The following is a 21,995-nucleotide window of genomic DNA, read 5'->3' on the forward strand; positions in this document are numbered from 1 at the left end:
TCTCTATATTGTAAATATGAAAGTATACCCTTATTATTTAAAAGTGCTATACTATCAGGTTCAATTTCTAAACCTTTATTTATGTATATTTCAGCCTGTTTTAAACTTTCTTTATTATCATTTATTTCATAATGATTTAAATATAAGAATGATATATTTGCATATAGAGAATAGTAATTTTTATTAATACTTAGCTCTTTATTATAATTTTTTAATGCCTTATTAAAATATTCTTCATCTTTAGTTTCTCTGTATTTATTTGAATATAAAGTTCCTCTATTATTTAAAGCTTTAATATAATTTTTATCAATACTTAAAGCATTATTATAATCTTCTAATGATTTCTTGAAATATATTTCTTCTTTAGTTTCTTTATATTTATCAAAATATACATTACCTCTATTATTTAAAGCCATTATATTTTTAGGATTTATTTCCAATGCTTTAGTATAAAGTTTTAGAGCTTCGTCATAATTTTTATTCATTTGTTCATTTAATGCTCTGCTAAACAATTCACTCGCTTTAGCTCTATCAGCGTTTATTTTTGATTGTCTGGTTTGTTTTTCTATTTTATTTAATGTTAATTCTATTTCTTTGGCTTTTTTATTTAATTCTTCTAAGGTTTTATTTGATTCTAATTCTGTTTCTTTTATAATAAGTTCCGACTGCTTTTGATTGCTTTCCATTATTTTATTATTGGCGTATATGCCTAAAATTGTGAATATTATCATTATTAAAGATAAAAATGCAAGCCAGAAAGTTACTGTATTTATTGAAAAGTCTTTACTGTCTTTTAGTGTTTCTCTAAGTAAATCGACATTAGGTTTGAATGCTTCTTCTAATGTATTTTTTATAAACTCTTTGCTTTCAAAACTTTCATTTGTAACCGTTTCTTTAAGGAACTCATAATAATTGCTTAATTGTATTTGTGAATTTGTTTCAAACTTTCCAATACTATAATCCATAGACTTTTTTATTGAATAAGAAAATAAAAAATATATTATAATCAATACTATTAAAAATATTGAACATACAACAATATATAATATAAATGTAGTATTATATTTATTATTAAAGTTATTTGTATTATCAGACATATTTTTTACCCTATCATATTTTAAATATATTATATAGCTAAATGCAAAAATATAAACAATATTTAATTCATGATTTAGTTTAATAAATTTTATTACATCCGCCCGCCCTCTAAATTTATTTGTATTATTATGTTGCTGATATGCTATTTCTTGTTTTTTAGTTTGATACTGTTATTTTAGCTGCCCACCCAAGATTTTTTTAAATTTGATGTATACTTAACGCACGAATTACGTAATTATAAATAACAGATTTATTTGTAATAACAATATTTATTATATAATGAGATTTATTTACCGTGCGTTAAAACAGGTGCAGTATGAAATAAAATTTTTATCAAAATTGGAGATAATGGGGCTCGAACCCACGACCCTCACAATGCCATTGTGATGCTCTCCCAAACTGAGCTATATCCCCTTGAGATTGAGAATATTCTAAATTATTTTTAATTAAAAGTCAATTATATGAGTAATTAAGTATTAGTGTAAATTTAGAATATTATTTATATCTATTATAAGTTTAAGATATTCATTAAATATATTTGATTTATATTTATCCTAAAATATATTAATGTAAAATCTATTATAAGTATCAGTATATCAAAAAAAACATTAAACAATTTTTAATTATACCGAAAATATTTTATAAGAAATACTAAAATTTTTGGAGGAATACGCCTTATGATGCGTTCATTATTTGCCGGCGTGTCTGGTTTACAAAATCATCAAACTCGAATGGATGTAGTAGGAAATAACATAGCAAATGTTAATACATACGGATTTAAAAGAGGAAGAGTTACTTTTAAGGATATGATAAGCCAATCTTTAAGCGGGGCAGCAAAACCGCAGGAAGATAGAGGCGGTATCAATCCTCAACAAGTAGGCTTAGGTATGATGGTTGCAACTATAGACACTATACATACACAAGGTGCTTTACAAGTTACTGGTGTAAACACTGATTTAGCTATTCAGGGAGAAGGTTTCTTTATAGAAAAAAGAGGAAACAATTCTTACTATACAAGAAACGGAGCTTTCTCTTTAGACAGAGACGGTTATTTAGTTAATCCTTCTATAGGTTATAAGGTACAAGGCTGGAATGCTGTACTTAACCCAGAAACAGGAGAAATGGAATTAAATACTGCAGCTGGAGTGGAAGATTTGATTATACCAGTAGGATCAAAAGACCCAGCAAGAGCTACAGCAAATACAAAATATTTCTGTAACCTACAAAAAAGCGGAGAAACACATCAGTCAGATTTAACTATATATGACTCTACAGGAATACCGCGTCAATTAAGAGCAACTTTCACTAGAACAGATGTTAATAGATGGGATATGACAATAGATATACCAGATGCAACAGAAGGAAGTGTAAGCGTATCAGCAGGAGATCCAGTAGAAGGCGGCGGAAACAATACTTTCCAATTAGTATTTAATGATGCAGGTTCTTTAATTTCTGTAAGTGACGGTACTAATACTCAAACAGAAGGAGTATTAATGCCTAATGTATCTTTCACTTATCAAGGAACAGAAGGTGAAGTAAATCAAACTATCAACCTTACTATGGGAGAAGTTGGTTTATTTAATGGTATTACACAATTTGAATCCCCTTCAACAACTAAAGCTATAGAACAAGACGGATACACTATGGGTATGTTAGAGGGTTTCAGCTTTGATGACAGCGGTCAAATAACAGGTGTATTCACTAATGGAAATAGAAAAACTTTAGGACAGGTTGCATTAGCTAAATTTAATAATGCAGGCGGTTTAGAAAAAGCAGGAGACACTTTATTTGTAGCAAGTAATAACTCAGGAGCTGCTAATATTGGTACTGCTGCTGCTGAAGGCAGAGGTTCTTTAAAGGCAGGTGCTTTGGAAATGTCTAACGTAGATTTGAGCGAACAGTTTACAGATATGATAGTAACTCAAAGAGGTTTCCAATCTAATGCCAGAACTATAACTACAGCAGATCAAATGCTTCAGGAAGTTATAGCACTTAAGAGATAATTATAATAGTAGTATACTTTTTATAATTTTATAGTATAATATAAATTAGGAGTTTCTAATAATATGATACATATAACAAGATTTGACGGAAGTATATTGTATGTTAATCCGCATCAAATAGAATTTATGGAGGAGACTCCTGATTTAGTAATAACAATGTTATCTGGAAGGAAGGTAGTAACTAAAGACAGCTTTGAAACTGTACTTAATAGAATAGTAGAGTATAGAAGCCGAATAGTTTGTGAAAATAGTGTAAAAAAGCCGTCATTCTATGGTAATGAGGAATAAAAAAATAATAAAAATAAATTTTAGTTAGAGAGTAAAATATGGATATAATTGTACCTATATGTCTTATAATGCCATTAGCAATTAACTTATTCGGTATTATCGGGGGAGGCGGTTCATTAGGAAACTTCCTTGATATAGCATCAATAATAGTAACAGCAGGCGGTGGTGCTAACTCACTTATAATGGCAAATGATATCGGAACTGTAATAGGCGTACCTAAAGCTATTAAAGTACTTTTGCAAAAGCCTGCATATTCAGAAGACCAAATAATAATAACCTTGATAAGTTTTTCTGAAAAAGCTAGAAGAGAAGGTTTGCTTGTACTTGAAGATGATATACAGGAAGTTTCAGATCCATTTCTAAAAAAAGGTATGCAGCTTGTAGTAGACGGAACTGACCCTGAACTTGTAAAAAACATTCTTAATACAGAAATAGATAACATAGAGGCAAGACACGACTCAGTAAGAAAGGTATTTGACGATGCTGCTTCGCTTTTCCCTGCTTGGGGTATGATTGGTACATTAATAGGACTTGTAATCATGCTTAGAAGTTTGGGCGGCGGCGGCGGTCTTGAAACAATAGGTTCTGGTATGGCTGTAGCACTTATTACTACATATTACGGATCTGTTATAGCTAACGGTTTTGCTTTGCCTATATCAGGAAGGCTTGCTGCTAGACACTCTTCTGAAGCAATGGTAAAAAGTATTATGCTTGAAGGTATTTTATCTATACAGGCAGGTGATAACCCTAGAATAGTAAAAGATAAACTTGTATCATTCTTGCCTCCAGCTCAGCGTCAGAAAGTTAATGAACAAGTTGGAGATAGATAATAATTTAGAGGTAAAAAATGGCAAAAATTAAGTTTGGTAAAAAAGCTAAAAAAGTAGGCGATAAGGCAGATACTCCCGGTCCTTCAGCCCCATTATGGCTGCAAACTTACGGAGACTTCGTAACTTTAGTATTAACATTTTTCGTAATGCTTCTTGCTACAATGTCTACTTCTGTTAACGATTCTGCTATACAGCTTATTGCCACAGCATTCCAAGGTTCATTCGGTGTCATGCCTGGAGGTGCTACTCTGTCTCAAAGCAAACTTGTTTACGGAGGAGCTAATGCTGATACACTGCCTTCTACAGATAGGGGATATTCTATGGGAAGAAGTATTGATAAAGCAGTAGCTGTGTTGGAAGCTGAAATAAAAAGTAAAAAAGTTAGAGTGGAAGAAGATGAAAGGGGATTTGTTATAAGTCTTGGTGCTGACCAATATTTTGAATCGGCTTCTACTAATATAATAGACAGTCAAAACAATGTAGAAACATTTATTAAGTTGGCTTCACTGCTTAGCGGTATTCCAAATGAAATAAGAATAGAAGGTCATACAGACTCAGGCTCTATTATACCCGGAAGTATTACTGAACAGAAATTTGGTAATAACTGGGGACTTTCTTCTGCAAGAGCTATGGTTATTTTAGAAAAACTTTTTGAAAATGATCAAACAGGAAAGCTCGATAGAAATAAATACTCTATTGCTGGATATGCTGATACCAGACCTGTAGCTTCTAATGATTTGCCAGACGGAAGAGCTTTGAATAGAAGAGTTGATATTGTTATAGTAAGAAATGATGTTACTTACTATAATCAAAGATAGATAAATAATAAATTAAGACTAACTAAAAATTATGCTTTTGGCTGATAAATGGAAAGACTATAAAATTATAGACTGCGGAGAAGGCGAAAAACTTGAGAATATAGGCGGCTTTTTAGTATCGCGTCCTGATTCTCAAGTTATTTGGCCTAAACGTTTAAATAAATGGACTAATATGGATGCAATATATCATCGCTCAGATAAAGGCGGCGGTTATTGGCAGTATATTAATAAGCCTAAAGATAATTTTATCATCAGATATGGTGATTTATCATTTAAAATAGAGTTTACTAATTTCAAACATATAGGACTTTTTCCAGAGCAGGCTGTTAATTGGCAGTTTATTATAGATAAAATCAAAGAAAAAAAATCTTCTGGTCCTGAAAATATAGAAATTAAAGCTCTTAATTTATTTGCATATACTGGAGGGGCAACTGCTGCATGTGCTTATGCGGGATGCGATGAAGTTGTACATGTTGATGCCTCAAAAAAAATAGTGTCTCATGCAAAAACAAATATAGAAATTAATAATCTTCATCAAAAAAAAGTAAGATTTATTATAGAAGACGTAATTAAATTTGTACTTAGAGAAGTAAGACGTGGAAGAAAATATGATGTCATAATAATGGATCCTCCTGTGTACGGAAGAGGACCTAACGGAGAACTTTGGCAGATAGAAACAAGTTTAACAAGATTAGTAGAAGAATGTGTTAAACTTTTATCAGCCTCCCCTATTCTATTTTTAATCAATTGTTATACAGCAAGTTTCTCTCATATATCATTAAAAAATATATTATCTTCATCTATAAAAACTAAAGGTATTTTTGAAAGCGGAGAAATAGGACTTCCTATAGAAAATTCTGATATGATTCTCCCTTGCGGTATATATGCAAGATTTTATACATAAAAAAGGAGCTTTTTAAAGCCCCTTTAATTATCTTTCAAACCATTATTAATAGCTTATTGTCTCACCTTTTTCATGTATTTCTAAAAATCTTAATAATTCTGCTTTAACCTCGTCAGCAGTATCCAAAGTAAGAACTCTTTTTGCGAGCATCTGACATTCAGTTTTATCTAAAGATATAATCATTTTCTTAACTTCAGGTATTGATATAGCAGACATAGAAAATACATCTAAACCTAATCCGAACAATAAAGGCACAGCGAGTAAATCTCCTGCTAATTCTCCGCACATAGAAATAATAATACCATTAGCATGAGCACCGTCTATAGCCATTTTTATAGCTATAAGTACTGAAGGATTATAAGGATCACAAATATTAGCTATCTTTTCATTTCCTCTGTCTGCTGCTAAAGTATATTGCGTAAGGTCATTAGTACCTATAGAGAAAAAGTCGGATTCTCTTGCAAATGCCTCTGATCTGAATACAACTGAAGGTGTTTCTATCATCATTCCTAATTCTAATGCCTCATTAAAAGCAATATTTTCTTTAACAAGCTCAAGTTTGCATTCATTAAATATAGCCTTAGCTTTTCTAAGTTCTTCCAAAGAAACTATCATAGGAAGCATTACTTTTATTTTACCGAAAGCTGAAGCTCTAAGCAAAGCCCTGAATTGAGTTCTTATAATAGAAGTTTTATCCAAACATATTCTCAAAGCTCTCCAGCCTAATGCGGGATTCTCCTCTTTAGGCATTTCCAAATAAGGCAAATACTTATCGCCTCCAATATCCATAGTACGTATAGTAACAGTATGTCCGCTCATAGCAACAGCTACTTCTTTATAAGCCTTAAACTGCTCTTCTTCTGTAGGAAAATCAGTATTTTCCATAAAAAGAAACTCAGTTCTGTAAAGACCTATACCATCAGCACCATTTTTCAAAACCCCGCCTAAATCTGCAGGCGAACCTATGTTGGCATATACTCTTATTTTTGTTCCATCTTTAGATACAGCATCTTTATGAGCATATTCTTTTAATAAAGCTCTTTTTTTATCAAATTCATCTTTTAATTTTAAACATTCATCTATAGATTCTTTGGAAGGCTCTATAATAACAGCCCCAGTATTTCCATTAATTATAATAGTTTGATTATTTTCTAAATCTTTTAAAATTTCTCCAATACCAACTACAGCAGGAAGTTCTAAAGATCTAGCCATTATAGAAGTATGCGAAGTACGTCCTCCTATTTCTGTAATAAACCCCAAAGTATTATCTAAATCCAAATTGGCGGTATCTGAAGGAGTTAAATCTCTGGCAACAACTATTGAGTCTTTTGGAAGATTAGAAACATCAGTAATTTCCTCACCCTGAATATTTCTTATCCATCTGTCAGCGATATCTACCAGATCACCAGCACGCTCTCTTAAATATTCATCTTCAACTTCACTTAAAATTTTTGTATAAACCTCTATACCTTGAGATAAGGCATATTCAGCACAAACTTTGTCATCTGCTATAATATTATTTACCTCTTCAAGTAAATCTTCATCTTCAAGCAAAGTTATATGAGCATCAAAAATAGCTGCTTTTTCTTCTGAAACTTTTTTGGCTGTTGTCTCTCTAATTTTTAGAAGCTGTTCTTTTGTTTTATTTCTAGCTTCTAATAATTTTTTTTGCTCCTCAGCAACATTTGCACAAGGACATTTAGATACTACAATATCTTTTTTAATAAGCAGATATACTTTTCCTATAGCTATACCAGGGGAAACCCCTATTCCACTAATTCTTTTTTCCATATTATAAGTCCAAAAAAAATTAATCTTTTAAATTAGCAAGAAACTCTTCTATTTTTTTTAGATTTTCTTGTTCATTTTCACCATCGCAATAAATAGTAAGTACTGAATCTTTTTTTACTCCTAAAGACAAAACTTTTAAAAGAGATGAAGCATTAACTCTTTTTCCAGCTTCGTTTTCTATTTCTATTTTACAATTTTGTAATGTTTTTATAAATGTAACAAATTCATTACCAGGTCTAGCATGAAGTCCTGTATCATTTTGTATAGTAACTTTACCTGTAGTCATTGGCAAAACTCCTCCGTTCTTTTCTTATATATATTTTAAAGTATATCAGTTTTTTCTCATTTGTCAAATTATATATGTACTAAAAAGTATGTTTTATATACTAAATACATACTTTTTAGTTAATTTATATACTAGATATAATTCTTTTACATAGGGTATATTAATTAACAATATGGAAATATTATAAAAATTGAACATATTTAATCTTTATTTATCATATTAAAATAAATTCCTTGAAGTACCAAAAAAGGATAAACTTTACATTTTAAAAGTTTTAAATTTGATATGCCGCCTGTAAGAAAGATTTTTGATTTTATATTGTACTTAGATTTTATATATTTCTTCGCTTCCAAAACAACATAATTCACAGTTCCTATAGTATTATATATAGCTCCAGACATAATAGCATCTTTTACATTATTATTTATAGGGTTTGGTATTGATGATATAGGTCCTATTTCATAATAAGGAAGTGAAGTAATATTTGAAAGTGCCTGATAACTAGTTTTAGTACCAGCTATTATCATACCTCCCAAAAATGTAAAATCTGAAAGCATAACACTAACTGTTGTAGCGGTACCCATATCTATAACTATAGAAGCGTATTTAGTATTATCATCATAGCCTTCAAGTCGTATAGAAGCATAAGTTGATAATATTCTATCTATACCTACAGAATCTTTAGGTTCATATAAATTATCTTTAAGTTTTATATCATTATGGGTAACTCTATAAGGATTAATGTTAAAACAATCTTCTATGCTGCCCTCAAACAGATCATTTACCTTTAATGATACACTGCTGTAAAATACATTCTTTATATTACTGTGATTATTTTTTATTTCACTTAATACATTAATCAAATCTAAAGCATTACTATGCTCTATAGCATTATAGTATATTGGAGCATTGTTATTATTTTCAAATATCGCTAACTTAACTCTTGTATTTCCAATATCAGCAAGCAAGTACATTTTTTCAAGCCTCGTCCCTTATATTGTTGCTTTCTAAAAAATTTCTAGTTTTTTCAAGTAAAAATTCTCTGTTATTTAATTCTGGCTCATCTAATATCAAATCAAGCAAATAATTTAATATCTTACCTATTAAAGGGCTAGGCTTTAAATGAAATTCATTAATCAAATCATTACCATCTATTTTCAAATCTTTCACTGTTATAGCATTTTCTTCTTCAATTATCTTATCAATTCTAGCCAAAAGTTTAGGTATAGCCCTACTTTCTTTATCTTTTCTATGTCCGCTTCCAAGCCTATCAGCTTCTCTTAATTTTAAAAGAGGCTTAATATTTTCAACACCAATAGCACGCATAAACCTTCTAACTGCTCCGTCTGTCCATTCATCTTGATAATAAAACATATGCTGTCTAACTAATAATGTTACAAAATCTATCTCGGAATTAGAATATTTTAATCTTTTCATTACGTTTTTAGCTACTTTTGCACCTACAACCTCATGATTATAATAAACAGGATCATCTTGTTTTGAAACTTTTTTCTGAACCATAGGTTTAGCTATATCATGAAAAAGTGCAGCAAGCCTTACTAATAAAGTTAATTCCTCTGTTTCTAAAGGTTCTACAGACTGTATAGTATGGAGTATATGATAATAAACATCATATTTATGAAATTTATTCTGTGTAACCCCGTAGCCTTGCATAAGTTCTGGAAGGATTAATGATAACACCCCAGTTTTTCTTAAAAGCTCCAAGCCTCTGAAAGGATTTGAAGATAATAATATACCGTTAAACTCTTCACGTATACGTTCTGCTGCAATAGAAGCAAGCATACCTGTAGAGTGCGTTATAGCTTCAAATGTTTCTTTTTCTATTTCAAAATTTAATTTAGCAGCAAATCTTATAGCACGCATTATTCTAAGACCGTCTTCTCTAAATCTTTCATAAGGATCACCTACAGATTTCACTATCTTACGCTTAATATCTCTCATACCATCAAACATATCTATAAGAGTGCCATCTAAAACATTATATGCCATCGCATTTATAGTTAAATCTCTTCTTGGCAAATCGTCTTCTATACTTGAAGCATATTCTACATTATCTGGATGTCTTCCGTCACTATAATTACCGTCACTTCTGAAAGTAGTTATTTCTACATGCATATCCTCTATAATAACAAGTATAGTACCATGCTTTATTCCAGTAGGAACAGTATATTTAAATATTCTCTGCACATCTTCAGGCTTGGCATCTGTAGTGATATCATATTCATACGGAGCGATCCCCATTACAGCATCTCTTACAGCACCTCCAACCAAAAAACATTGAAATCCCTCTATATGCAGTATTCTTGCTATTTCTTTTATTGGATGCGGTATATCTGTAAATATTTTCTTCACTTAATATCCTATTTATTTTATACTTTATATAGTATATACAATTTTTAATTAATTACAAATTATATTTTATATAAATAGATAATATAATTAGGCTTAATTGAAAAATTATTGATAAACTGTTTTATAAGTTTATTAATTTAAGTAAAATTATACTTGTTTCAAAACGAAATTTATTAATACTTATATTTTTCTATTTAATATCTCTTTTAATTAGAGTTAGTACTTAACAGTAAGGCAAATAATAAATTTAAAAAAATAATTTTTTTATTCAACTTTTTTCCGCCACAAAAAATTGCCAAAACTGCAAGTATTAGAACTTTATATTTTATATATATGTATTAAATGTGTGGTAATACCAAAAATTTGGTCTAAAAATGCATTCTTTTAGCCTGCCTACGGTACGCAGAGAGAGGCGTACAGTATATGGTTCTTTATACCCACAAAAGAACTGGGGGGCTAGTACACACAAATCTAAAATTTAAAAATTTAGTTTTTGACAAATTATATCTGTTTAGGTATATTACTAAAATAATTAATTATACAACATGTGAAACATTGTATTAGCGTAATTTTTTTAATTTAAATAATTTTTATAACTAATTTTATTAATAACTTTTAAAACAAGTATATTATAAGTTAATAAAACTATTGATATATAAAAACTATAGGATATAATAAAAAAATGATAATAGATATACTTACACTCTTTCCAAAATTCTATGAAAGCCCTACATCTATGGGAGTAATAGGAATGGCATTAAATGAAAAAAAAATAGATTTGAATATCATAAACATGCGTTTATATGGAGATGGTAATTATAAAAAATGCGATGATTACACTTACGGCGGCGGACCTGGTATGATAATGACATACAATATTTTTAAGAAATATTTTGACAGTCATAATAAAGGATATACAATCATTTTTTCTCCTTCTGGAAAAATACTCACTCAGAAAAAAATAAAAGAATTTTCAAATAAAGAACATATAACTATGATACTTGGGCATTATGAAGGTATAGATTATAGAGTTGAAAAAAAATATGCAGATGAAGTTATAAGTATAGGAGATTATGTATTAAGCGGAGGAGAAATACCTGCTCTTTTACTTGTAGATGCCATATCAAGATATAAAGGTGTTTTAAATAATAAAGAATCTGTTACAAGCGATACTTTTGAAGAAAATGCAAACGGTTTATTAGAATATGAACAATATACGAGACCTGAAGAAATTGATAATATGAAAGTGCCTGAAGTTCTTCTTTCTGGAAATCATAAAAAAATTGATGAGTACAGAAGAGAAAGAAGCATAATAAAAACTTTTAAAAATAGAAAGGATATATTTTCTAAAATAAATTTGAATAAAAAAGATATAGAAAGCATTTTTAATTATCTCAAAAATAAGGAGTAGTAATAATGAAAATAAGAAAAACAGAATATAAAGATATTGATAAAGTAATGGAAATATTTGATTATGCAAGAAACTTTATGAGAGAAAATAACAATCATAATCAATGGATTAATGGATATCCTTCAAGAGAAAATATAGAAAATGATATAAATAATAAACATAGTTATGTATGCCTAGATGATAATAATAATATTATAGCTACTTTTTGTTTTTTTGTAGGAGAAGATGAAAATTATGATAAAATATATGAAGGTAATTGGATTAATGACAAAGAATACGGAGTAATACACAGAATAGCAGTATTAAATGGAAGAAAAGGTACAGCTTCTTTTTGTCTTAATTACTGTTTTAATCAATGCAGTAATATAAGAATAGATACCCATAAAGATAATAGACCTATGCTTAATTTCCTAAAAAAAGAAGGTTTTGAACGATGCGGAATAATATATTTAAAAAACGGTAATGGAGAGAGAATAGCATTTCAAAAAAGTATTTAGTATTTATAAACTTTATAAACAATGAAAATCATATACAAAATAATAAAAATAATAGGTATAAAAAAGCAAAATATGATAATAAAACTTATAGGGTTAAAAAATATTATAAAACTAAAAAATACTAATAATATTGCAGATTTTATCAAGATAGTAGGAATAAAAAAATAATTTATATAATAAAATCTATACGCTAATATAGTTAATAACATCGAAAATTCATATAAATATATATAATTAAAATTTGACTTTACAATATCTTTATGTTATAATTACGCACCGTTACATTTTTAGATTAAAACTACCAAATTTTTTTAAAACGTTAAATCAAGGTGTGTATGTTATGGACAAAAAAACATTAAAAACAAAAAATAATACTTACGTTTTATCACAAAAAGATATCAAACAAAATTGGCTTATAATTGATGCCAAAGGTAAGTCATTAGGAAGAGTTGCAAGCAGAGCAGCTTATATGCTTAAAGGTAAACATAAAGTAGACTATGCATACAACTTAGACAATGGTGATTATGTAATTATCATCAATGCTAAAGACATAGTTTTAACAGGCAATAAAAAGAAAGGAAAAATTCATTATAGACACACAGGCTACCCTGGTGGAATTAAAGCTGTAAGCTATGGTGAATTATTGGAAAAAAACCCTGAAAGAATGGTAAAAATAGCTGTAAAAGGTATGCTTTCTCATAATCCGTTAGGAAGACTTCATCTTAAAAAATTAAAAGTATATGCAGGAAGCGAACATCCGCATGAAGCTAATAAACCTACTGTAGTAAATATATAATTAGGAGATAAAAATGGCAGCTAAACAATTAACTATTTTTACTGGAAAAAGAAAAACTGCTAATGCTAGAGTACGTATAACTTTAGGCAGCGGTAAAATTTTAATAAATGGAAGAAATTACACAGACTATTTCTGCAACAGAGCAGCACTTATCAAAGTAGTAGAAGATGCTCTAAAAGTAACAGGCAATTTCGGAAAATATGATGTACTAGCAAATGTACATGGCGGCGGAGTTTCTGCTCAGGCTGATGCTGTTAGACATGGTATTGCTAAAGCATTAGTAGGTGAAAGTCAAGACTTCAGAACTACTTTAAAAAGAAACGGCTTTCTTACTAGAGATTCCCGTGTTGTTGAACGTAAGAAATATGGTAGATCTGGTGCTAGAAAACGCTTCCAATTCTCTAAACGTTAAGTTTTTATCCTAGCAATTATATTTATTTAAGGGTTTTTATAATGACTGCTAAGAAATTAAAAAAATTTAAAGATCTCTTATTAGAGGAAAAAAGAAAACTTTAGATGAGCTTTTAAGCGGAAATGAAACTTATGAAGCTCTTAAAGAAGATTCTCATGGAGATATGGCCGATATAGCATTTCAGGCTTATGAAAAACAGAATTTAGTAAATTTTTCTCAAAAAGAAAAAGATAAATTGGAAATGCTTAATAATGCACTTAAAAGAATAGAAGACGGCACATACGGTAAATGCATAGATTGTAAAGAAGAAATCAATGAAGAGAGATTAACTGCTTTGCCTTATACTTTAAGATGCGTTAATTGTATGTCTAAATATGAAGATAGAAAACGCCGTGAAAAAATGTAATTATAATGTATGTTAAAGTTATTTTTAATTTACCAATAGATAAAATACTTACATACATAAAACCAGATGAGATTAATGATAGCTTGGTAGGATGTAGGGTTGTAGCTCCTATTAAAGGTAAGAATAGCAAAGGTATTGTTATAGAGGAAACTGAAAAGTTAGACGGAAACTATAAAGTATATCCTATCAAAGCTAGAATTGATCTTGAACCAATATGTTCCGATAAAGAATTTCAATTAGCAAAATGGATGAGCAGCTATTATCACTCATCTTTCGGAGAAGCACTTTTCGCAGCACTCCCTGTAGGTACACCAGCAAAAAAAGAAAAAAAAGCAAAACCAATACCTGCCAAACAAAAACCATACCTAAAACTCAATGATGAACAGGAAGAAGTACTAAAAAAAATTAATGAAAGTTTAGAATCAGAAAAACCAAAAACTTTTCTTCTTCATGGCGTAACAGGAAGCGGAAAAACAGAAGTTTATCTGCAGGCTATTAAAAAAGTTGTTGATATGGGAAAGCAGGCTATAGTAATACTTCCAGAAATATCGCTCACTCCTCAAACTATAAAAAGATTTGCAGAAAGATTTGAAGGTAAAATCGCCGTACTTCACAGCAAACTCTCTCCAAACTCTAAATATAGATATTGGCAGATGATAAAAAAAGATGAAATAAAAATTGTTATAGGTGCAAGAAGTGCAATATTCTCCCCTACTCCAAATCTTGGAATAATAGTTATAGATGAAGAGCATGAAACAAGTTATAAGGCTGGAGATACACCAAGATACCATGCAAGGCAAGTCGCTTTTTACAGAAAAAATCATGAAAATGCCCTTCTTCTTCTTGGAAGTGCTACACCTTCTATAGAAAGTTTTTATTATGCTTCTATAGGAAAAATAGAATTACTTAAACTAAATAAAAGAGCAGCTTCAGTTAATATGCCAGAAGTAAAGATACTTGACCTAAAAAAAGAAAAAAGAGCTGAAGTTTTCCCTATGATAACTCAAAAATTAGTTGAAGAGATAAATAAAAAGCTAGAAAAAAAAGAACAAATAATATTATTTCTAAACCGTAAAGGATATGCCCCTGTTGTAGCATGTTCTTACTGTCAAAGAGTTCTTGAATGTCCTAACTGCTCTGTTTCTTTAACATATCATAAAAAGAAAAATGTTGTTATGTGTCATTACTGCGGATATACTCAATTTTTGGATAATGAACTTTGCGATGAATGTAAAATAGGACACTTTGAACGTATAGGAAGCGGTACTGAAAAGGTAGAAGAACATTTAAATATACTTTTTCCAAATGCTGTTATAGAAAGAATGGATCAGGATACTGTGGGAGGCACAAAAAACTATGAAAAAATATTTAAAAGATTTTCTGACGGTGAAATAGATATACTTGTAGGAACTCAAATGATAGCCAAAGGTCTTGATTTTCCTAATGTTACTTTAGTAGGTGTTTTGCTTGCTGACATGTCTCTTCATATACCAGATTTTAGAAGTGCTGAGAGAACTTTTAATCTTATTACTCAGGTAGCTGGAAGAAGCGGAAGAGGAGAGAAAAACGGAGTAGTATATATTCAAACATATTCGCCTAACAATTACAGTATAGAATGTGCTAAAGATCATGACTATATAGCATTTTATAATCAGGAAATAGAAAAAAGAAAATACCCAATTTATCCTCCTTTTACACGGCTTGTAAGACTTGTAATAAGAGGATTAGATGAAAAAAAAGTCGAAAGTGATGCTAATATAATAGCTGATATGCTTAGAATGGAAACTTACGAAAACTCAGATAAAATTACAATACTTGGGGCTGTGGCATGTACAATAAGTAAATTAAATAAATATTATAGATGGAATATACTAGTAAAAACACCTTCTCATTCTCTATTAAGCGGATTTTTCAGAAAATTGAACGAAAATTTCAAAGCTCAAAAAGGTAATTATATAGAAATAGATATAGATCCTATAAGCATGCTCTAAACAATTACACATCCACATAAAATCTAACGGCATTTCTTATTCTTGCTTTAAGCTCATTTTGACCTACTGGTTTTTTAACATAATCACATGCACCTTTTTCAAGACCATTAACAACATCATCTTCATTATATCTTTTAGTAATAATAATAATTAATGCTGTTCTTAGAGATATTTCATTTTTTATCTCTTCAAGTAAATAGAAATAATCTTTATCTTCTGATAAATTAATATCCATTAAAATAATATCAGGTGCAATTTTTTTAAGCTCTTTAAGAGGGGATGTAAGATTAGATATGCATATAACATCATAGTCTTCACTAAGCCATTCAACATAATTTTTTCTTGTAATCTCCATAGGCTCTATGATGGCTATTTTATATCTGGAATGTTTTCTTTTTAGCTTTACTCTTTTTTCTTTTTTATTAAAAGCTAAAAATGCTTTCAAATCGGCATAACGAATTTTATACCTTTTTCCGGGAGTAACATCAGCTTTAAGTCCGTAATGACGAACCCAATAATTAACAGTTGTTCTTGAAACCCCAACCACTTTAGCCGCATCAATGGGTGACAACATATCATCATCATCGTATATTAACTCTTCAGTATTATTCATATAGCCTCTCACAAATTATGATTAATAAAAAATCTCCCTATTATAGTAATAAAGATTAATATATAATTAGTTTTTTGTCAAATAAAAAATATTTAATTTATAATTAATAATAGTAGATTTATATTTATAATATTACAAATAACTACATTTTTTACAAAAAATTAAATTTTTTTATTTAATGTATAAAATGTAAATACATAATTAAAAAAAAATGTATAATACTGACTATGAAATTATATAATAAAAATATACAAACTTCTTGTTTTTTATCAATTTTTTAATTATAATTATACTATATAAATAAAAAAGGATTAAAAAATGGAAAAAGCTGTACTTATTATGGCAGGAGGTATAGGTGAAAGACTATGGCCTTTAAGCAGAGAAAGTAAGCCCAAACAATTTTTAAATATAATAGAAAATAAATCATTAATAGAACAAACTATAGACAGAGCCTTAAAAATCGCAAAAGAAGATAATATATTTATAATTACTGGAAAACGATATAAAGAGGCATTTGCAAAATATATACCATCATTTAAAAAAGAAAATATAATATACGAACCGCTAGGAAGAGATACAACAGCCGCTATTGCTTTAGGAGCTCTATACATCAAAGAAAAAATAGGAAATGCTATAGCAGCAATACTTCCAGCAGACCCTATAATAAAAAATGAAAAAATGTTCTTAGATACTATCGAAAATGCTATTGATGTAAGCGAAAATACTGACAAAATAGTAATAATAGGAATTAATCCGAACAGACCTGAAACTGGATATGGATATATAAAATTAAAAGATAAAATTAAAAATAATGAATATAATGTTGACAGATTTGTAGAGAAACCAGATTATGAAAATGCATGTAGATTTTTAGAAGACGGACATTATCTATGGAACAGCGGAATATTTATATGGTCTATTGATAATATACTTAAGTCTATAAGTGAATTAATGCCTGAAACTCATGATAAAGTAATGAAAACATTAAAAGAAAAAGATGATATAAAGAAACAGGAAATTTTTAAAGCTATAGATAAAATATCTTTTGACTTCGGAATAATGGAGAAATTAGAGCATATCATATGTATAAAAGCACATTTCTTTTGGGACGATTTGGGAGCTTTCTCTGCACTTGGTAGAATACATGATAAAGATGAATGCAGCAATGTAGTAGTTGGAAATGTATATACTAAAGAAGCAAACGGAAACATTATTATTAATGATGATGATAATACTTTTATAGCTATAGATGGGGTAAATGATTTAACTATAGTAAAATCTGAAGGGGTATTATTAATATATCCAAATAATAAAGATTCTAAAATCAAAGACATATTAAAAGATATTAGAGAGAAAGATGAACTAAAAGATAAGAGACATTTACTTTAATAAAAATTATTTCTTTTTTGAATATTTTAAAAGTGTTTCTTTAGTCATATTATCTTTGGCTTCTTTAATTTTTTCTAGTTCTTTATCTCTCTTTTCTTTTTCTTTTTTCTCTTTTTGATTGTCTTCTATAAGGACACCATTTATAACAACATTTTTAAACTCTATATTTTTATTTTTAGTTATTTCTATAGGTATGGTACTGCCCTTTATTTCTACATTTTCAAATTTCAATGATTTATAAAACTTAATATTTCTAAAATCAGCATCGCCTTCTATAATAATATTTTCAAAACTAGAATCTCCCTGCAAACTAGCGTTAAGAAGACTAAAATTATTCTTAAAATATGTATGGTTAAACTTAAATTTATCTATTATATCAGTATTAGACATATTAAAATTACAGTCTATAGTAATATTATCTGCATCTATAGAATATATATTTGATAATGACATATTAAAGTCAATATTAATTTTTGAGTTTTTTAAGATTATACCTTTATGAACATTAGACATAGTAATAATAATACCGCTATCAAAATCAGAATCAGTAAAATCTAAAGAAGCATCTAAATTAAAGTTTCTCACTACAAAAGGACCGTAAAATGATGAGTTTCTAAAGAGTAAATCGGCATTCTTCTGCGTCTTTAAGCCTTCAAAATTAAATCCTTCATAGCTTATCATATATGAAAAATTATAAAATCCTCTATAAAAATCATCTCTTATAATACGTCTGAAAAGTCCATCTGGTTTATCACTACCGTCATGATGAATAATGCATAAACCGTCTTTATACTCTTCCCTGTCACAATTTTCTGTATTAGATATTTTTTGTTTACAAACAGCCATAAATCAATAAACCTAAAACATAAAACTCATACCTATATTATGCGAAATATTATCCTTACTAAAATTATCAAAAACAATAGCATAATCAAGTCTGAATAATTGCACATAAACAGATAAACCCAAAGAAGCTCCATTATTACCAACACCTACTCTTGCCAAAATACCGCTAGGTAATTTAGTTGCAAATCTTTTTTGTATGGCACTAGGAGCATCTAATATAGTTTCTGGTAAATCATCATACCAAGAACTTTTTTCTTTAAATAATCCTAATTTATTAAAATCTACTATCATAGCCTCTATGCCGACAGATATGCTATGAGTAACAGAAGGAACTGATATAGTATACTGAGCTGCTACAGAAAAACTTCCATCACTTTTGGTGTATGCTAAAGAAGCAATTATATCAGTATCAACTTTTGCAAATACATTATCATAAAATCCAAAATTTCTGACCCCAACACCTAGTTTGAAATTCGGAGTAAAAAGAGACTGCATATATGATAAATCTAAAAACATTCCGAAATTATTATCTTTTTCGCTATTGTTAATAACAGTTTTTATATTTGCCCCTATAAAAGAACTTTCATTAATAGCATAAGAAGCTCCTAAATTAACCAAATAAAGTCCGCTGTATATATCATTTTTTCTAGTACCTAAACTATCATATGAATAAACCTTGTTAATATCTCCCGCAAATCCTATACCAAGAGCATAAGAAGCACCTATATGAGCATAAGAAGCATTAAATATATATTCGTTTTGAGGATTAGAAGTAACTGTATAATTTAAATTAACACTGTCTCTAAGCACTCCCATTAAAGAAGCTGAGTTCATAAAAATAGAAGAAGAATCATTACCAAGCAAAAAAGCACTATTCATCATTCCAATAGATCTTGTACTAGTTGTTTCAAGTACAGAAAGAGAATGTTTTGAAGACAAACCGTAAAATATAGAACTGCTTATAAGAAGTATAACAAATATTTTCTTTATCATATTATTTTCTTCTCTTTATATTTTTTATAATAAAATTTAATTATAACATAATAAAACATTAAATCAAACTCAATTTATAAATATTATAATTCATTTCTGATTTTAATTTATTAAAGTCATCATCTATTTTTTTATCATCATTCTCATATAAAGCAAAAAGTGAAGAACCAGAACCGCTCATAGATACTTTTCTTTTTATTATGTTTTCAGCATTGAGTTTTATATCTTCTATTCTCTTATCCAAATTAAAAACTTTTTTTTCAAATATATTATATGTATTAGAAACTATATCTTTAAAATTAATATCTTTATTAAAGCATTCTCTATTATCAAGAATATTTTTTATAGCGAATATATCTGATTTATTAAAATCATCTTTGACAAACTTTGAATAAGCCAATTTTGTAGATACATGTATATTAGGATATATCAAGATAATATTATAAGGCAGTATAAAGTTATAATTTTTTATCTTCTCACCTATTCCAGAAACCCAAGCTAAACCTCCTCTTATAAAAAAAGGAATATCCGCTCCAAACCTAGAAAATGATTCTATCAAAGTATCGTTAATATCAATATTAAGTTCGCTTAAAAAAAACTTAATAATATTAGCAGCATCAGATGATCCTCCTCCAAGACCTGCCCCAGTAGGAATATTTTTTTCAATATTTATATTATAATTATTAATAAGCCCCATTTCATTTTTAAAATAATTAAATACTTTGGTTACTATATTAACTTCCTCATCATCTTTTAATGCAAACATTCCATTTGTATGAATGCTGTATTTATCAGACTTTTCTATACTTATAATATCATATAGATTTACCGTATGAAATAAAGATTCTATAAGATGATATCCGTCTTCTCTTTTTGATGTAATATCGAGAGAAATATTAATTTTGCATGGAGCTTTTATTATATGCATGTTATTTCCTTAAAGTTATAGGTTATTATTGTAGTATATTTATAATTTTTTGCAAATTATAAAATACAATATATTTATTAAATAAAATACATTTTGAGAATTTACTAAACACTTGAACAGTATAAACCTAATGGTATTATGATACGATATCCTGTTACTTGTAATAATTTGATATGTAATTTTTAGCCGCTAATGTTATAAATTCGCTTCTATTTGATGATAAATTATCTATAGTTTTTATTAAACTTTCATCTAGTGTAATATCTATTCTTTTTTCTTTTCTCTTGAAACTTTTACTTCTATTAACATTCTAGTTATAGGTTCATATTCTGTTTCTTTAATTATTTTTTCTAAGCTAGATGCCTTTGGAATTTTTTCTCCGTCCTCTATCATACCATCAATATGCATTTGAAGTGCTATTTTGGAATTGTTAACTATTTCTTCTAAAGTTTTACCTGCACTAACACAACCGTCAAAATCATAAAATGTAGAATTATATCCAGATTTTGTTCTATAAATATTTGCTACAAATGTCTCTAATTTTTTTTTCATAATAAAAATATTATACTGTAAAACAAACTATTTATTTAAAATTTTTATCTTAGCTTGTTTTTCTATACTTTTTATCACAGCTATTGATAAGTCAATATTACTATGATAAGGCACTGTAACTCTTCCCTTTTTAGTATTATGTTTAAATTGTTTATGGCTTCCTTTTTGAGCAACTTGAAACCAGCCGTCTTTTTTTAGAAGTGTTATTATGTACGTTGCTTTCAACTATATTCTCCTCTTTAATAAAAAAATAAATATGTATCATTTTTAACACCTCTTTTTATACACATAATTATACACATTAAATATTTTTTGTCAACTTATAGATTATGCACCTTTTGAAAATTTCCTAAACGCTTGAACAGTCTGAACCGAGCCGTACCAAAATAAAATACTTATTGATTAAATAAAAAATATATTAACCTTTCTTTTATATTATTAAATCTTTTTTCGCATTCTTTTGGAGTCCATTTTTTTAGCTTACATAATTCTTTTTGTACATCTATAATTTCAGAAGTTTTATATATTTCTTTCTTTTTATCAAAAAATTCATTTTTAGCTTTAATATTATTTTTCTTTTCAAGAAGCGTTAAATTTCCTAAAGTATTTAAATAAAAATTATATTCTTCCATATTCCAATTATCATAATTTTGAGGAGCTTTAGGTAAAATATGCTCAATATGTAGTTTATTATAATCAAATTGTATATAATTTTGTTTTTCATTTAAATTATGATATAAAAATAATATTGATTTTGTATATTTATCTCT

Annotated in this window: 24 protein-coding genes and 1 tRNA gene; 12 read left to right on the top strand and 13 right to left on the bottom strand. The window is 28.5% G+C overall.

All coding sequences use genetic code 11. From position 1 onward, the window contains the following. Nucleotides 1–1,097, bottom strand: a 1,097-nt coding sequence (locus KQ44_RS08915; RefSeq protein WP_096737102.1) for a tetratricopeptide repeat protein, incomplete at its 3' end; no start/stop codon positions are given. A 341-nt stretch (nt 1,098–1,438) separates the two neighbouring features. Then, nucleotides 1,439–1,512: transfer RNA gene (locus KQ44_RS08920), tRNA-Ala, on the bottom strand. A gap of 263 nt (nt 1,513–1,775) precedes the next feature. Between KQ44_RS08920 and flgE the strand changes: the two genes are divergently transcribed. The 5 genes from flgE (at nt 1,776) to KQ44_RS08945 (ending at nt 5,941) form a co-directional block, all read left to right on the top strand. After that, the gene (gene flgE, locus KQ44_RS08925) at nt 1,776–3,101 is read left to right on the top strand and encodes a flagellar hook protein FlgE (protein ID WP_013113537.1); all 1,326 of its coding nucleotides are present in this window, start codon (nt 1,776–1,778) and stop codon (nt 3,099–3,101) included. A 63-nt stretch (nt 3,102–3,164) separates the two neighbouring features. Then, nucleotides 3,165–3,389: a flagellar FlbD family protein gene (locus KQ44_RS08930; RefSeq protein WP_020003817.1), complete on the top strand. Its 225-nt coding sequence runs from the start codon at nt 3,165–3,167 to the stop codon at nt 3,387–3,389. 38 nt (nt 3,390–3,427) lie between these two features. Next, complete coding sequence (locus KQ44_RS08935) at nt 3,428–4,219, top strand: MotA/TolQ/ExbB proton channel family protein (protein WP_013113539.1); 792 nt, start codon at nt 3,428–3,430, stop codon at nt 4,217–4,219. 17 nt (nt 4,220–4,236) lie between these two features. After that, complete coding sequence (locus KQ44_RS08940) at nt 4,237–5,037, top strand: flagellar motor protein MotB (RefSeq protein WP_096737103.1); 801 nt, start codon at nt 4,237–4,239, stop codon at nt 5,035–5,037. Between the two features lie 31 nt (nt 5,038–5,068). Beyond that, complete coding sequence (locus KQ44_RS08945; RefSeq protein WP_096737104.1) at nt 5,069–5,941, top strand: class I SAM-dependent methyltransferase; 873 nt, start codon at nt 5,069–5,071, stop codon at nt 5,939–5,941. 45 nt (nt 5,942–5,986) lie between these two features. Here the strand turns inward: KQ44_RS08945 and ptsP are convergent, their stop codons facing one another. The 4 genes from ptsP to KQ44_RS08965 form a co-directional block, all read right to left on the bottom strand. After that, on the bottom strand, nt 5,987–7,732 hold the full coding sequence (ptsP, locus tag KQ44_RS08950) for a phosphoenolpyruvate--protein phosphotransferase (RefSeq protein WP_096737105.1): 1,746 nt from the start codon (nt 7,730–7,732) through the stop codon (nt 5,987–5,989). 19 nt (nt 7,733–7,751) lie between these two features. Then, on the bottom strand, nt 7,752–8,018 hold the full coding sequence (locus KQ44_RS08955) for an HPr family phosphocarrier protein (RefSeq protein ID WP_013113543.1): 267 nt from the start codon (nt 8,016–8,018) through the stop codon (nt 7,752–7,754). Nucleotides 8,019–8,218: 200 nt separating this feature from the next. Continuing rightward, complete coding sequence (locus KQ44_RS08960) at nt 8,219–8,992, bottom strand: type III pantothenate kinase (RefSeq protein ID WP_096737106.1); 774 nt, start codon at nt 8,990–8,992, stop codon at nt 8,219–8,221. 4 nt (nt 8,993–8,996) lie between these two features. After that, entirely contained in the window at nt 8,997–10,391 is a 1,395-nt protein-coding gene (locus KQ44_RS08965) for a CCA tRNA nucleotidyltransferase (protein ID WP_096737107.1), read from the bottom strand. Between the two features lie 682 nt (nt 10,392–11,073). On the opposite strand from KQ44_RS08965, the gene trmD reads away from it, so the two are divergent. From trmD to priA, 6 genes are all read left to right on the top strand, one after another. After that, complete coding sequence (gene trmD, locus KQ44_RS08970) at nt 11,074–11,802, top strand: tRNA (guanosine(37)-N1)-methyltransferase TrmD (RefSeq protein ID WP_096737108.1); 729 nt, start codon at nt 11,074–11,076, stop codon at nt 11,800–11,802. Between the two features lie 5 nt (nt 11,803–11,807). After that, on the top strand, nt 11,808–12,299 hold the full coding sequence (locus KQ44_RS08975) for a GNAT family N-acetyltransferase (RefSeq protein WP_096737109.1): 492 nt from the start codon (nt 11,808–11,810) through the stop codon (nt 12,297–12,299). A 340-nt stretch (nt 12,300–12,639) separates the two neighbouring features. Beyond that, on the top strand, nt 12,640–13,095 hold the full coding sequence (gene rplM, locus KQ44_RS08980) for a 50S ribosomal protein L13 (RefSeq protein ID WP_013113493.1): 456 nt from the start codon (nt 12,640–12,642) through the stop codon (nt 13,093–13,095). 13 nt (nt 13,096–13,108) lie between these two features. Further along, nucleotides 13,109–13,507 (top strand): 30S ribosomal protein S9, encoded by a 399-nt coding sequence (gene rpsI, locus KQ44_RS08985; RefSeq protein ID WP_013113494.1) that lies wholly within the window; start codon nt 13,109–13,111, stop codon nt 13,505–13,507. Nucleotides 13,508–13,670: 163 nt separating this feature from the next. After that, nucleotides 13,671–13,913 carry a TraR/DksA C4-type zinc finger protein gene (locus KQ44_RS08990; RefSeq protein WP_240516565.1) on the top strand — a complete coding sequence of 81 codons (243 nt, stop codon included), beginning with the start codon at nt 13,671–13,673 and terminating at the stop codon, nt 13,911–13,913. Nucleotides 13,914–13,918: 5 nt separating this feature from the next. After that, nucleotides 13,919–15,904, top strand: a complete 1,986-nt coding sequence (gene priA / locus KQ44_RS08995; protein WP_096737110.1) for a primosomal protein N' — start codon at nt 13,919–13,921, stop codon at nt 15,902–15,904. Nucleotides 15,905–15,908: 4 nt separating this feature from the next. On the opposite strand, the gene KQ44_RS09000 is transcribed toward priA, so the two are convergent. Then, nucleotides 15,909–16,517 (bottom strand): response regulator, encoded by a 609-nt coding sequence (locus tag KQ44_RS09000; protein WP_096737111.1) that lies wholly within the window; start codon nt 16,515–16,517, stop codon nt 15,909–15,911. 318 nt (nt 16,518–16,835) lie between these two features. Here KQ44_RS09000 and KQ44_RS09005 point away from each other — a divergent pair, with 318 nt between their 5' ends. After that, on the top strand, nt 16,836–17,906 hold the full coding sequence (locus KQ44_RS09005) for a sugar phosphate nucleotidyltransferase (protein WP_096737112.1): 1,071 nt from the start codon (nt 16,836–16,838) through the stop codon (nt 17,904–17,906). A 6-nt stretch (nt 17,907–17,912) separates the two neighbouring features. Here KQ44_RS09005 and KQ44_RS09010 read toward each other — a convergent pair whose 3' ends face one another. From KQ44_RS09010 to KQ44_RS14435, 6 genes are all read right to left on the bottom strand, one after another. After that, a complete protein-coding gene (locus KQ44_RS09010) occupies nt 17,913–18,752 on the bottom strand; it encodes a hypothetical protein (protein WP_096737113.1) in 840 nt (279 codons plus the stop codon). Nucleotides 18,753–18,764: 12 nt separating this feature from the next. Beyond that, a complete protein-coding gene (locus KQ44_RS09015; RefSeq protein ID WP_096737114.1) occupies nt 18,765–19,745 on the bottom strand; it encodes a hypothetical protein in 981 nt (326 codons plus the stop codon). 58 nt (nt 19,746–19,803) lie between these two features. Next, nucleotides 19,804–20,673 carry a 4-(cytidine 5'-diphospho)-2-C-methyl-D-erythritol kinase gene (gene ispE, locus KQ44_RS09020; protein ID WP_096737115.1) on the bottom strand — a complete coding sequence of 290 codons (870 nt, stop codon included), beginning with the start codon at nt 20,671–20,673 and terminating at the stop codon, nt 19,804–19,806. Between the two features lie 264 nt (nt 20,674–20,937). Then, nucleotides 20,938–21,225: a type II toxin-antitoxin system HicB family antitoxin gene (locus tag KQ44_RS09025; RefSeq protein ID WP_240516566.1), complete on the bottom strand. Its 288-nt coding sequence runs from the start codon at nt 21,223–21,225 to the stop codon at nt 20,938–20,940. Nucleotides 21,226–21,252: 27 nt separating this feature from the next. Then, the gene (locus tag KQ44_RS09030) at nt 21,253–21,450 is read right to left on the bottom strand and encodes a type II toxin-antitoxin system HicA family toxin (RefSeq protein ID WP_096737116.1); all 198 of its coding nucleotides are present in this window, start codon (nt 21,448–21,450) and stop codon (nt 21,253–21,255) included. Nucleotides 21,451–21,620: 170 nt separating this feature from the next. Then, nucleotides 21,621–21,995: DUF1524 domain-containing protein (locus tag KQ44_RS14435; RefSeq protein WP_168171264.1), on the bottom strand; the 375-nt coding region annotated here is incomplete at its 5' end.

It is taken from the genome of Brachyspira sp. G79, from assembly GCF_002379365.1.
GTDB lineage: Bacteria > Spirochaetota > Brachyspiria > Brachyspirales > Brachyspiraceae > Brachyspira.

Bases quoted from the DNA above. Each gene is read 5' to 3' on its own strand.
- flgE (WP_013113537.1), top strand. From the start codon at position 1,776: ATGATGCGTTCATTATTTGCCGGCGTGTCTGGTTTACAAAATCATCAA.
- KQ44_RS08930 (WP_020003817.1), top strand. From the start codon at position 3,165: ATGATACATATAACAAGATTTGACGGAAGTATATTGTATGTTAATCCG.
- KQ44_RS08935 (WP_013113539.1), top strand. From the start codon at position 3,428: ATGGATATAATTGTACCTATATGTCTTATAATGCCATTAGCAATTAAC.
- KQ44_RS08940 (WP_096737103.1), top strand. From the start codon at position 4,237: ATGGCAAAAATTAAGTTTGGTAAAAAAGCTAAAAAAGTAGGCGATAAG.
- KQ44_RS08945 (WP_096737104.1), top strand. From the start codon at position 5,069: ATGCTTTTGGCTGATAAATGGAAAGACTATAAAATTATAGACTGCGGA.
- ptsP (WP_096737105.1), bottom strand. From the start codon at position 7,732: ATGGAAAAAAGAATTAGTGGAATAGGGGTTTCCCCTGGTATAGCTATA.
- KQ44_RS08955 (WP_013113543.1), bottom strand. From the start codon at position 8,018: ATGACTACAGGTAAAGTTACTATACAAAATGATACAGGACTTCATGCT.
- KQ44_RS08960 (WP_096737106.1), bottom strand. From the start codon at position 8,992: ATGTACTTGCTTGCTGATATTGGAAATACAAGAGTTAAGTTAGCGATA.
- trmD (WP_096737108.1), top strand. From the start codon at position 11,074: ATGATAATAGATATACTTACACTCTTTCCAAAATTCTATGAAAGCCCT.
- KQ44_RS08975 (WP_096737109.1), top strand. From the start codon at position 11,808: ATGAAAATAAGAAAAACAGAATATAAAGATATTGATAAAGTAATGGAA.
- rplM (WP_013113493.1), top strand. From the start codon at position 12,640: ATGGACAAAAAAACATTAAAAACAAAAAATAATACTTACGTTTTATCA.
- rpsI (WP_013113494.1), top strand. From the start codon at position 13,109: ATGGCAGCTAAACAATTAACTATTTTTACTGGAAAAAGAAAAACTGCT.
- KQ44_RS08990 (WP_240516565.1), top strand. From the start codon at position 13,671: ATGGCCGATATAGCATTTCAGGCTTATGAAAAACAGAATTTAGTAAAT.
- priA (WP_096737110.1), top strand. From the start codon at position 13,919: ATGTATGTTAAAGTTATTTTTAATTTACCAATAGATAAAATACTTACA.
- KQ44_RS09000 (WP_096737111.1), bottom strand. From the start codon at position 16,517: ATGAATAATACTGAAGAGTTAATATACGATGATGATGATATGTTGTCA.
- KQ44_RS09005 (WP_096737112.1), top strand. From the start codon at position 16,836: ATGGAAAAAGCTGTACTTATTATGGCAGGAGGTATAGGTGAAAGACTA.
- KQ44_RS09010 (WP_096737113.1), bottom strand. From the start codon at position 18,752: ATGGCTGTTTGTAAACAAAAAATATCTAATACAGAAAATTGTGACAGG.
- KQ44_RS09015 (WP_096737114.1), bottom strand. From the start codon at position 19,745: ATGATAAAGAAAATATTTGTTATACTTCTTATAAGCAGTTCTATATTT.
- ispE (WP_096737115.1), bottom strand. From the start codon at position 20,673: ATGCATATAATAAAAGCTCCATGCAAAATTAATATTTCTCTCGATATT.
- KQ44_RS09025 (WP_240516566.1), bottom strand. From the start codon at position 21,225: ATGAAAAAAAAATTAGAGACATTTGTAGCAAATATTTATAGAACAAAA.